The sequence below is a fragment of the Halovenus aranensis genome, assembly GCF_900100385.1.
In the GTDB taxonomy this organism is placed as follows: domain Archaea; phylum Halobacteriota; class Halobacteria; order Halobacteriales; family Haloarculaceae; genus Halovenus; species Halovenus aranensis.
On the sequence record NZ_FNFC01000026.1, the window covers coordinates 1 to 12,533 of the forward strand.

Sequence of the window (12,533 nt, forward strand, 5' to 3'; positions counted from 1 at the left end):
TCCACGCAATACGGACGACCCGCTCGACATCGAATACAGGGTCGAAGATCGCATCGACAAACACGCTGAAGACATCAGCCTCAAGCAATCAGTGCTCAACGAGACGTACGATCACCGGACGCAGGTGGAACGAACAAACGAAGCGTGCAAGGATTGCGGCCTCGGGCACGTCCGCGCCCGAGGCCGCGTCCACGCACGAACACAGGTGTTCATGGCGCTTTGTCTCCGCGTGATCGTCGCCATCACCAATTATGAACGTGGACACAATCCCGGACGGACGAATCTCAAGATCCTGTGATTGATTCTATGACACGCTCTATCAGCAGCAATTGGATTTACAGGCGTTGGCCGACACGTTCTCCAACCGCGAAGAAATCACTGACGTTACTTTTGAACCCGCTGAGAACCATTGGCTACAAACCCGATTCACCCCTGACGATACCTATGTAGCGTTCTATCAGAGTGGCCGCTGCTCGATTGCGGGCTGTACCTCGGTTGAACACTACCAAGAGATCGTTCAGCGTGTGAACAGCGTTATGCAAGATCTGCTTAAGTTTGAATATGAGCCCGATGCCGAAATCAGTAATATCGTTGCCACCGCCGACCTCGGCACACCCATTTCACTGAAAGCACTTGTGCTAGAATTGGGAATGGAACAGACAGAATACGAACCAGAACAGTTCCCTGCCCTGATGTACCGTGACTCTGAGTACGTCGTGCTCGTCTTTGCAAGCGGAAAATTACTGTGTACTGGCCTCACCAATCTTGATGCCGTGTCGGACGCTATCGACTCGATATCTTCGCAGATTCAAGCAATTGTGTGATTACACGTCCTCTTCGGAAAAAATCAGGCGGCTACTGTACTCTTCTAACCAATCGGCATGTTCCTTGTAGTCAGAATCATACTCAGCAACCAGCAACCAGAATGACTTAGAATGGTTCGGCTCCCGGAGATGCGCAAGTTCGTGGATGACAACATAATCGATGATTTCCGGTGGGGCCATCATGAGCCTCCAATTCAAACCCAGCGTACCCGTCGATGAGCAACTCCCCCACTTTGTCCTCTGGTTCCTAATTTCGATCTCCTGATACTCAACATCCATTGCCTCAGCGTAGTGATCCGCTTGATTCTCAAATCGCTCCCGAGCTTTCCGGCGATACAGCGTTTCCAACGCACGCTTGACCGAAGTCTGTTCGACATGATGGCGGGCAAGCCGCAACCTTCCGACGGATACCGTCGCTGCAGGGCGCTGTTCCACAACTACCTCGTGGGGCTCACCAAGGTACAGAAACGTCTCTCCTTCCTCAAAGCTACGGTCAGGGATTTGCTCACGATATTGGTCGTACTTTCGCTTCTTCTCCAATACCCACCGACGGTTCTCCTCAATGAATGTCTCCGGTGTGATGTCACTCTCTTCCGGCAAAATGACCGTCACTCCGTGAATATCCACATCGATTCGTGGTTCTGTTGCCTCCGAACTTTCTATGACTTGATATTCGATTGACTCCGTTCCAAGAGTGACCTTTCGATGGTCGCTACTCATGATTCTCAACAAGGTACCCGCGGACGTTTTCGATGAAGTCCTCGGCCTTCACAAGGTCTGCTCGATTGTGTTCTTTCACTAGCACATCAATAATCGCAACCTCAATCCGATCAAGTGTCCCCTCATTCGATTCCCAGCCTTCGAAGCTAGTGTCGATGCGCTCATTGAATGCTTTACACACATCCCGAGCCAATGTCTCAGCTTCGTTTTCACCACCAAGTACCTCTTCGTGGTTATCTACGAGTTCAGAGAACACCGCGAACTCGGCTTCGGTCATACCGCGCTCCTCAGCTTCGGACTCCAACTCGATGACTTGGCGTTCAAGCCGTTCGAGTTTTTCAACGGCCTCGGGGTCATCCATATCACCGCTCTGCCACCGGTTCACGATGTCCGTGACGCGTTCGCTGAGTCGCTGGTATCGTGGGTTGTTGTCTACGCGTGGCTGCAAGTGATCCTTCGTCGCGTGAGCGATTGAGGTGGCTTGTGTTGCCGGTTCGTCGAGTTCCTCAACGGCTTCGAGGTGTTCCTCACTGATTTTGTAGACAGGGAACTGATCCTTAATCTCATCGACCTCAATGTGCTCTTCGACGATTTCTTTCGTCTTTTCACGCATCTCCTCTTCGGGGTTCTCTTCGCGGTTGTTGTTCCGTCGGAATGCGATGAAGACGCGGTTGAGCCACTGATATCGGCGCTGGATGTCCGTCTCAACCAATCGCTTGTCAGGTGAGACACTTTCATAGAGGTCCTGCAAGCGACGGAAGCCCTGTTTGAACTCTCGTTTCTCTGGATGTTTACTCACGCGAGCAAGACACGCCTGCATTGTTTCTGCCGAATCGTCCCGTGGGATATCCTCAAAAATCTCTTCAATGGCTTCCAGCTGAACTTCGAGTTCCTCGAACAACTCGTCCGTGTCGCGGGCGGCGAATGCTCTCGTTTCGGCGTCGTACTCAAGAGCGTCGTCTATATTCCGGAACACGCCCTGGAAGTCCACAATTTCACCGTTGTTCTTGCCCTCGGCGGGCCGGTTTGTCCGAGCGATAGCCTGAAGGAGAGTATGGTTCTTCAGATTGCGGTCGAGGTACATTGTTTTCAGTACCGGCGCGTCGAAGCCCGTCAGCAGCATGTTGTGGACTACAAGGAGTTTCGGGTTGTCTTCCTCGCGGAATCGACGGACAATCTTGTCACGCTCCCCGTTGGTGGTATGGAACTGTCTGAGTCGCTTCGAATCGTCACCCGTAGCTGTGTAGAGAACTTCAACCTCTTCAGCGGGCCTGGCATCAAGTAGGAGTTCGCCGTAGAGTGCGGCGGCCTCGCGGCTGGGCGTGACGACCATCCCCTTCCAGCCGTTCGCATCCACTTTCTCGTCGAAGTGCTCGTTCAATTTCTCCACGTAGGCTTCGACGCGCGGGCGGAGTTCAGCTAATTCCCGGCTGGTGAACGCTTCATCTATAATCTCCAGTTTCTCTTCAGTCGGAAGGTCGTGGAACGACTGCTCGAACTCCACGTCCATGGCGTCCTCGTCGATGTCCCACTCCACGTCGTGCCACAGTGTGAAAAACACCGGAAGAATGAGTTCGTCGTCAATGCCCGCCTTGATCGAGTATCGATGCAAGCACTCCTCACCCTCTGGGGAGAACTCCCTGAACGTGTTGCGGTCAAGTTGACTTGTCCCTTCGTGGACGGGCGTACCGGTAAATCCGAAGTGGAATGCGTGGGGCATCGCGGCGTCGAGGCGGCTCCCGAGGTCGGCCTCCATGAAGCGGTGAGCCTCGTCGCTCATCACCACGATGTCGTCGTTGCCAGCGCTGTGGGGTTCGACATCCTGGAACTTCTGGATTGTCGTGAGCACGAGCTGGCTCTTGCCCTCCTCGATAAGATCTTGAAGATGCTTGATGCTCCCGGCGACTTCAGACCGCTCAAAGCCAATGGCACTGAGGTTGTCGGACATCTGGGAGGCGAGCTTGTCCGTGTCCACGATGATGAACACCTGCGGCGAGTCGATCACGTCCCGCTCCAGCAGGTTCTTCGCGGCGTAGAGCATCGTGTAGGACTTCCCCGACCCCTGGGTGTGCCAAATCAGCCCGCGCCGGTGATCGTCGGCTCGGACGCGCTCCAAGATCTGGCGACAGGCGTAGTATTGCATGTGCCGGGGGATGATCTTCGCGTCCCCGCCCGTGGACTGCTCGTAGAAGACGTAGTTGTCCAGAATATCCAGCACCGTCTCGGGGTTACAGAGTGCCTGAACGGCCTGTTGCATCGGAATCTCGGACTCGTACTCCGGCGGTGCGTCCGACCATGGCTCGTAGAACTCGTGGGTGGCTCCAACGGCCCCGTAGCGGAGTTCGGTCGTATCGGCGGCGATGTTGAACAGACCGGGGATGAACAGGCGCGGGACGAGATCCTCGTACTCGCGGAGGTCGTCGATGGCGTCGTAGTAGTCGTTGTCCTGCGCGAGCGATTTGAGTTCGAACTGGACGAGCGGGATGCCGTTGACGAACAGCGTGATGTCCGGGCGGATCGAGTGGGTGCGGGAGACGCGGAACTGGTTGGCGGCGATCAGGCGGTTGTTCTCCGGGTGCTCGAAGTCGATCAGGTCGATGTAAGTGGGTTTAGTCGAGCCGTTGTTTTCGTGTTTGACGTTGAATTTCTTGCCCGTGCGGAGGAGGTTGTGGAAGGCGCGGTTACCAGCCATCAGGCTCTCGTGATCAAGGTCGCGCCGAAGCGAGTTCAGGAACGAATCGACATTGTCCTCCGTGATGTCGTGGTTGATGGCGATGACCTGCTCACGGAGGACGTTCCAGTAGATTACCTCGCTGGTTCCGCGGTCGTACTCGCGGTCGAGGATCGTCGCACCCCACTCGTCGTCCTGGCCGTAGGTCTCCCACCCGAGGCCGTCGAGCCACTGGAGGATGGATCGCTCGACGCCCTGTTCGCGTGGGAGTGCGTCAGCCATGCTGGAGTACGTCCTCTATGAGTTCGATGTCCTTGTCGTGGGTGCGGACCTCGCCCGAGAGGAGGTCTTGCATGAGGCCTTGTTTTATGTGACGAAGCTGTTTACTATATTTCATATTATTTGATATTAAATCATTCACATTAGATATCATCCGGGATATTTCGTATTGCGTTTCCATATCCGGAAGAACAAGATTCAGTTTCGGGATTCGTTCTAAGTCGAAGTTTTTATTAGCTGATTGAGTGGTGCGAGATGCGGCTTGTTTCCGTACTAACCAAGAGTTCAGCTGTGTAGTTAGGAACGTTGGATCAACGATTTCTTCATTCGGCTTGAGGAGAGCGACTGAGTAGGATGCAATGAATTTAGGATTAAAGCTTACTTCTTTCGCAATACCAATGGTTCCATAACGAGTGTACAGTATATCTCCTTTTTTAGCATCAAACCTTTTTGAGAGCTGTTGATAGTCTTCTTCAGATATTTGTTCTACCTCACTAAGATCAATTGTTTCATCTTCAGAAATATCGCCAGCAGTAATGAATGGGACACCCTCCTCAATCTTGTCCGGCATGTGATGAGGCATTTCTGTAATAGCATTAGTTATTTCTCCAAGAGTTACCACTTCCCAATTTTCAGGAAGTTCAATCTCTACAGGTTCCAGATTAATTGGTATACTTTCTGTCTCTTTCTGATTTCCTGTAAGTAACTCCTGTTTGAGGCCCTTTCTAACCTGCTTTGTTTGATCAATAATTTCCTCAGTCTTCTGAATCGCCTGATTGACGGTGTAGAGCACACTGGCGATTTTGCGCTGTTCTTCGAGTGGTGGAATATCAGCGTCAAGATTGACCAAATCGGCCTTCCGGACGTGTTTCATCGTACTCCCGTGCGATAGAGCCTCTAAACGTGGAAGGAGTTCTTCTAACTTGAACCGGAAGAGTATCTCATTTACCTGGTCTGTGGTGTCAACTCTGTAGATGTGCTGATTCAAAGCCGCCTCTGGCCCATTCCACTCGAAAACATCAATTGTGGCTGACCACGACAGAAGGAGTTACAACTTTCATCACTACCGTCGTGTATTGAATTCTCTACGCTGTCTGAATGACTGTATCCTGTAGCACCCAGGGCACTCCTGAGAACTGAGGCGGACGGTGTATATTGGATTATAACGATTATATTTAAACATAAGCATTGTATTTGTAGGTAAATAGGTTTTATAACACAATAATTTAAGTAAAACAAGAGACTATGTATCTCAAAGGGGTGACTAACTGAAGGAAAAAGACAGCGTCAAAACGCCGCGGAAGGGGTCAACTTCCGCGACACCGCCGGATGTATCGAAGCCCCTGTCGGGGAGTTCCATCCACTCGACACCGCCTTACGTCACGGTGCCATCATAATCTTCTGCCTCGACCGTCATAAGGGTATCCGAATTAAGTACACGGTTGGGCTGAATTCCGTCTCCTCGGCATGGGTGTGACGACTACTGCGAGTTTAACCACACCCCACAGATGTACATCACAACACAAGACTACGATACGTATCGCCAATCAACCGCAATCAACGCAAACATCACGTCAACCCAGTTATCCACGCTACTGGATCAGACTCTATCTGACTCAGTCACCGAAACTTCGGATGGCCATTCGAGTGTAGGTAATGTACAGCAGGGTCAGGAGGTGGGCTTATGAGCACAAACCCATCTGAGAACGATGAGTCAGATGAGCAAGACGCCACTTCTGATGACCAGGATTACACGTCTACCAAACTCGCTACAGATATCCACACAGGGCACATCCTTGACCGAGCCTTTCCGGGTACACCTCAAGCAATCCGCACATACTACGAACAACTTCAGGAAGTGTTCTACGAGCTTGGTACACTTGGAGACCGATACCCAACAATTGGGTTCGCGTCAAATGAGGGTTGGTACCACTTTGAGGAGTTGCAATCTCCAGAAGACAACTCTGAATGGACTCAGAAGGCACGCGTCAAACGGTTTGATAGACACTGGGACGAAATCATCAACAGTGATCTCGGCAGTCACGACCGTAACCGTGAGCTGTTCAATATTACAAGCTGGAAAGACCCTGACGCAATAGAGACCTGGCAACGCTGTCGGTATAATCCTGAAAATAACGAATCGGAGTGGGAAGACGATGAGAAGCCCACACCAGGATATGAATCCCTCTACGGATTTGGCTTCTGGTGTGATTTAGATTTGTCCGACAAGGCTGGGCGTACTGATTTGACCGACGAGGAACTCGATACTATCGAAGCTGTTCAGCAGCGTGTCATTGAGCTCGTTGCAGAATTCTACGGTGTAAGCACGGACGCAATTTACGCGCTTGACTCTGGCGGCGGGTCGTACGTTTACGGACCACCTGAAGCAACGATTCCGATTGCCGAGTACTTTGATGATGAGGACCGGTCCCTCATCTTTCAGGATATCTGTGACAGAATGAATAATGGGTTTGCAACCGGTGAGCTTGATGAGTTTGATGGACTCTGGCCAACAGTTGTTAACGAAATTGACGGCGCTGATGACTTATACAATCCTGATTTCGTTCAGAACGTCAACCGACAAAGCAAGGCACCCGGAGCAATCCACCATAGCCACGATATCGTTGTAACACCACTTCGAACACGTGACCCTGAAACCCACGCCGTTACTAGCGAAATAGACTACACACCAACGCTGATTACCGACATTGACAATCACGAGTGTGAACAATTGAAGACGTGGGCATCAGGACTAACGGCTATCAAGCACGACGATGCTGTTGATACACTTGTGCGGAATTTGTATCCAGTATTGGCTGATCGAGGTGAATTAAACACGTGGCAAGAAATACTCAACGAACGGGTCGAAACCCTACGGCAGAATAACAAAGTTCGTCAACAGCGCCAGGAAGATGTTGTTGAAGCACTGAATGAACACCTCGGTACCGACATCGATGTCGAGTTAGACTCTGCTGAGAGCCTTGAGCCGAAGGGCGCAATTGACGATGTTGACATTACAACCGATTTGAGCGAACAATTTGCCGCAATCAACACTATTGACCTGTGCAATGTAGTTGAAAACCACGCAAGCGACAACTGGGACACGAGTAACCGCCAAGGTGAAGTAACGTTTGATCCCAACTGGCGGGACTCCGAATCTGGAAAGTCCTGCGCAATTCCTGACGATCAGAATACCTTCATCGACAATTCATGTAGCAGTGGTGGTGGCCCAGTAAAAGCGTACGCACTAGGTAAAGAAATTATCCCGAACGGTGAACACGCGGCTGCGAAGAGTCTCAGTGGCCACTGGGGCGAAACCCTCCACGAAATGCGCAAAGACGGTTATAACATACCGGTCTGGGTCCCTGAAGCCGGTGATGATAGTCACGACTATGACGCAACACCGTTCTGGGCAATAAAAGAAGCAGCAGTCGCACTCGGGGTACTCGATAATAACGAGTTCATTGAGCGTGAGAACAGTAATGGTGAAACCTACGAAGGCTTCCCTGATGCTGAGACGTGGAACGAGACATTGGCTCTATTAGACGAAAACGGAATCAACCATGGTCGGGAACAAGTCCCTGCTGAAGTCGAATCTGCTTACAGTCAATACCCCGTCACAGAATGTGCCCCGCCAAGCCTCAATCTAGCAGAGTTTGAGCCTGAAGCATACTGGGAACACTTGCAACAGGAACGCTACGAAAACACAGTTGAACAAACGAATCCGGTTATTTGGCACGATCCTGCAGGCGCTGGTAAGACAACGAACATTCTACTCGGTGCTGAGGATCACGACGATAACGTAGCAATGCTATTCAAACAACACAAGAAAGCAAGAGAGTTCATCACTGACGACGCACTCCCGGATGATTTCGACCCATTCCACCTCAAAGGAGGTGAGCAAAAACGTTCCGATGCCTGTATGGATGCAGACCACAGCGATGAGGACTGCCCAAGACATGGACACACGTCGAACTGTCCCTCCATGTGTCCGGTCTACAACCTTGATCCGGACGACGAAGTGCGCAGGAAATACAGAGCCCTTGCCAATGCACTGGGGGATGCTAAAGCTCATGTCATCCTCGGTGGAGAGTTGCCTAAACACGGCCCTGAAGGGGGATGCCCGTGGTTCAATCAATTCGACGAACTAGATGATGCTGATCACGTCGTCGGAGTCCACGAATACCAGCTACTCAAAACAGTACGTGATGATCGCCAGGTCGTTATTGATGAAACACCGGCAAGCCTTATGTCAGACAAAGAAATTACAATTGGAAAACTCACCCAAATACGAAAGGCATTAACAGACTATGCGGACCTCTTGTCTCGTGATGAACCAGAAAAATACACAGCTAGAAATCTTGCCAGCTTCATTGACAACGTCATTGATGCCATCACTGATAGTAATACTGAATGTCTCAGCGCTGTCAGCCCACCAACAATCATCTGGGATGCTTATAAAAATTGGAACGATGTTGCAGGGCATTATATAGAACGCGTTGAACCTGATGAAGAGTGGCATATAGCCGAAGCCTTAGCACAAGTCAAAATCGGTTACACTGGAATGATTATTAGACGAATCGAACGCGACGACTGGGAAGGAACACCGCTAAGCCTTGATCCAGTCCTGGCCGCAGCTAGCGCAGCTGGTCTCCCGACCACACCAGTAATGCAGTCGATTGCGGCACCGTCACTGCTCACTGCCTGTCTGTGGTGTTCCAGCTCTCTTGAATACGAAGACGGGTTTCATTATTGTTCGTCAGATGATTGTGCCTGGGACGAGCGGCACCACACGATTACGCGAGATGGAGGCCCCGAAGCTCGTGCTCGCGCACGACTTGAAGGTCACACAATGGTGTATGAATCGCTACCGCGACCGGTAGACCTTCCGCGTGAACCAGTCATACTCGACGCAACCGCCACCCCCGAGAAAATCGCTCAACTGTACGGAACCGAACCTGATGAACTCGCTGTCTTCGGAAATAAACCGTTCCGAGCTAACATGCGGGTAACTCAAGTTCTCTCAGGCCAGTACCACACCTCTACAGTAAAGAACAGTATCACTGACGACAATGGTAACCGTCTTCCTCGTGACGAATGGCGGTCCCCTGCCGATCACATTCAAACGGTACTCAACAAAGCTGGCGAACGATATGAACGCCCACTGTTCATCATGAAAAGAGAGTTGCAGTCGATTTTCACCGTTCCTGATAACGGTGAGCAGCTCCACTATCACGCGACACGTGGGCTGAATCGTGGAGAATGCGACGCTGTATTCTGCATCGGAGGGCCACACGCAAACCACACTGGGCTTGAGCGCCAGGCCGAACTCCTAGCTCTGGGCGATGACGATGTACGTGTCGGAGGTACTGAACACTCCACACGACAGGACGAAGACATTGCACCGCCAGTCTACCGGAAGCTGTACTACGAAGATGATAGAGGCCGCGGTCGTGCGGTACCAACGAAACACTTCACGGGATTGGTCGGAGCACTGTTCCGTGAATCTCGGGAGAAAGAACTTGTCCAAGCCGTTCATCGAACACGACCACTGTTAGCCGACAAAACAGTCGATGTATTCTTGATTACTAACATCCCTACTACCCTTCCCATCGATCATGTGTGTTCACTTGATGAGCTGACGACCTCCTTAGTTGATGCGCTTCCACTCCCTAGACAAGCACTTGAACTGCTCGCTGCTGTCGCACAAGCAGACCGTGGTGAGTTGTTGAATGCTGACTTAGAGCACTTTGAGCGAAGTTCACCCAACTGTGTCGCAGGAACCGTGTCCGACTACGCTGACCTGGCACAGGATGCTGGTATTGACGTGAGTAAGCGGCAAATCCGCAACTATCTAAACGATCTGGTTGATGTTGGGTTGGTCACCCAAGGAGAGTACAAACAGAACCGTGGCCGCCCACATGAGACGGACCTTACTGCTTCGAACTTAGCGTTACAGATTCTCTCTTATAACGGCTTCTTCGAAGCGGAAGCAGTACGGCGGTTAGCTGCATTGGCACAGAGTGACGCCACGGTTGACTTGGTAGCAGCTCTGCGAGAAGAGGTGAAAACAGCACTCCCAACATTGAATCAATCGACGCCAACAGAAGCAATCCGCGTTAATGGTAAGGAGTGGACAGTTAGTGCTTCCTGTGAAACAAAACTAACGCAGAAGTCTGAGAAGGGAACTTACGATACAGACCTGGTCGGTTCTGGGTAAGGGCGTCTGCCAACTCGAACTTGATGGAGATGGTTCCTGGCAAAACTCCATAGTGGTAGCAGATAGTGAGAAGAACAGTCCTCCCAGTGATTTCCCAACACTACGTCATCTGTCCGTTCCATTGAACGAAGATTATTTTTTCTCGTTCACGGACGCTTGACCCGCTTCGAAGAAGCGGTTATATATTGTTATCATAACGGGTTCTTCGAAGCGGCTATTATCCCCGTTTTTAGTAGCGGAGCAGGAGGATCAGTACGTGCCTGCACCAGGTGACTATTATACTACACTCGATTCCGAATTCTACTGCTGAAGTTAGAACGTTCGAAGGCTTATTGTTCGCTGATAGGAGTTATGGCCTTTGCGTGAGCGAAAAGGCTAAACCGTAAATACGTGAGTTCCTGCGTTGACTTTGCCATGAGCATCTACGGAGCCATTGGAGTGGTAGTGGCTGCGGTCGTCGGCGCGTGGTGGCTGATTTACTCACCCTCGCCTACCCCTGGTGAGCCGAAAACGGTGAAGGATTCGGTGCCGGAGAGCCTCCAAGGTGGGGCCCCGACGCTGGAGGAACGGCGGCGTCGAGCAGAGGCCCGGCGTGTGAGCAGTGATGGTGGCGATAGCGAAGGTGGTCGTAGCGATGAGTCAGAAGCGGGTGACGTGCTGGACGGAATCAACACTGGGTTCGATTGGGAAACTGATGGAGACGTGAGCTTTGATGACGTTGGCGGGATGGATGACGTGATTAAGCAGTTACGACGAGACGTGGTGATACCGGTTCTTGATGAGTGGGGTGCAGCTGAAGAGCTGGGTGTGATCCCGCCGAATGTATTACTTGAGGGGCTACCTGGGACAGGTAAAACGCACGTTGCCACAGCTCTCGCTACCGAACTCGGTGTACCGTTTGCGCCGATTTCAGGGAGCGATCTTCAATCCAAGTCGATAAATGCGTCTCCTCAGAACGTGTCTCGTATGTTTTCCGAGGCTGAACGTGTAGCTGAGGCGGCGGGCGGTGCTGTCTTGTTCATCGACGAAGTGGATTCAGTACTTTCGGCTCGTGGGGTGGGAAATTCGCACCGTGAGGACTCAAAGGTGGTAGCTGAGTTTCTGAATAACTTAGAGGTTACTGGAGAAAGTGGTGTTGTGGTTGTGGCCGCGACGAATCGCGTGGACCAACTTGATTCAGCAGGCGTGCGGGCTGGGAGGTTTGATGTATCGATTCACGTCGGTTTGCCGGGTAAGAGTGATAGAGCGGAGATTTTGCGGACGCAATTACGTAATCGTCGAAGTGCGGTGTCGAGTGAGTGTGTGCGTGACGTAGCCGCATGCACGAAGGATTGGAGTGCGGCTGAAACAGAGATACACGTCTCGGAGCCGCTAACTCCGAACACGCAGACAGCCATGCGGACTATTCTATGACAGGCTTAACAGGAGTAGTTTGTCTCCAATAAACACTTTCACCTTGATAGTTCAAACTGCTCTATTGAAAATGGAAGACGGCGACAGGATCACTCCGTAACGAGTTTGAGAAGATGAGGTCGAGAAGGCGATTATGGGCGTCGCTTTGCTCGACCTCGTTGAGACAGCACTACGTGTAGCCAAACAAGCGTTGGGAAACCGAGCGGGCAAGCCCGACTCGGGCGGGCTTGCCCGCGAGGCCCACATCGTTGCTCACTGTATTCGAAAGGAGGAGGGCCACACCTACGCCGAACTCGTCGATCGGCTAAGTCTCATGCCAGCGGTCTGCGACCGCCTCGGCATTAACCCGGACGCGCCGCCTGATCCAACCACGTTCTACCACTCGTTCGACCGCTACGCGATGTAC

Annotated in this window: 7 protein-coding genes and 1 pseudogene; 5 read left to right on the forward strand and 3 right to left on the reverse strand. The window is 51.8% G+C overall.

Going from position 1 to position 12,533, the window contains the following annotated elements; all coding sequences use genetic code 11:
• On the forward strand, positions 1-298 hold a 298-nt coding region (locus BLR34_RS15830), incomplete at its 5' end, for a transposase (RefSeq protein WP_143414195.1).
• 31 nt (positions 299-329) lie between these two features.
• The gene (locus BLR34_RS15835; RefSeq protein WP_092704788.1) at positions 330-824 is read left to right on the forward strand and encodes a TATA-box-binding protein; all 495 of its coding nucleotides are present in this window, start codon (positions 330-332) and stop codon (positions 822-824) included.
• On the opposite strand, the gene BLR34_RS15840 is transcribed toward BLR34_RS15835, so the two are convergent.
• Genes BLR34_RS15840 through BLR34_RS15850 form a run of 3 tightly spaced genes read right to left on the reverse strand, consistent with a single transcriptional unit; the run spans position 825 to position 5,536 of the window.
• Entirely contained in the window at positions 825-1,544 is a 720-nt protein-coding gene (locus tag BLR34_RS15840; protein ID WP_092704791.1) for a M48 family metallopeptidase, read from the reverse strand.
• Positions 1,537-4,497, reverse strand: coding sequence for a type I restriction endonuclease subunit R (locus BLR34_RS15845; RefSeq protein WP_092704793.1), 2,961 nt, complete (start codon positions 4,495-4,497; stop codon positions 1,537-1,539). Before BLR34_RS15845 ends, BLR34_RS15840 begins: the two co-directional genes overlap by 8 nt.
• Positions 4,490-5,536, reverse strand: coding sequence for a restriction endonuclease subunit S (locus BLR34_RS15850; RefSeq protein WP_281240914.1), 1,047 nt, complete (start codon positions 5,534-5,536; stop codon positions 4,490-4,492). Before BLR34_RS15850 ends, BLR34_RS15845 begins: the two co-directional genes overlap by 8 nt.
• Before the next feature lie 642 nt (positions 5,537-6,178).
• On the opposite strand from BLR34_RS15850, the gene BLR34_RS15855 reads away from it, so the two are divergent.
• The 3 genes and pseudogenes from BLR34_RS15855 to BLR34_RS15865 form a co-directional block, all read left to right on the forward strand.
• Positions 6,179-10,714: a Cdc6/Cdc18 family protein gene (locus tag BLR34_RS15855; protein WP_092704797.1), complete on the forward strand. Its 4,536-nt coding sequence runs from the start codon at positions 6,179-6,181 to the stop codon at positions 10,712-10,714.
• Positions 10,715-11,128: 414 nt separating this feature from the next.
• On the forward strand, positions 11,129-12,127 hold the full coding sequence (locus BLR34_RS15860) for an AAA family ATPase (protein WP_092704800.1): 999 nt from the start codon (positions 11,129-11,131) through the stop codon (positions 12,125-12,127).
• A gap of 133 nt (positions 12,128-12,260) precedes the next feature.
• Positions 12,261-12,533 (forward strand): annotated as a pseudogene (locus BLR34_RS15865) (IS5/IS1182 family transposase); the annotation flags it as partial.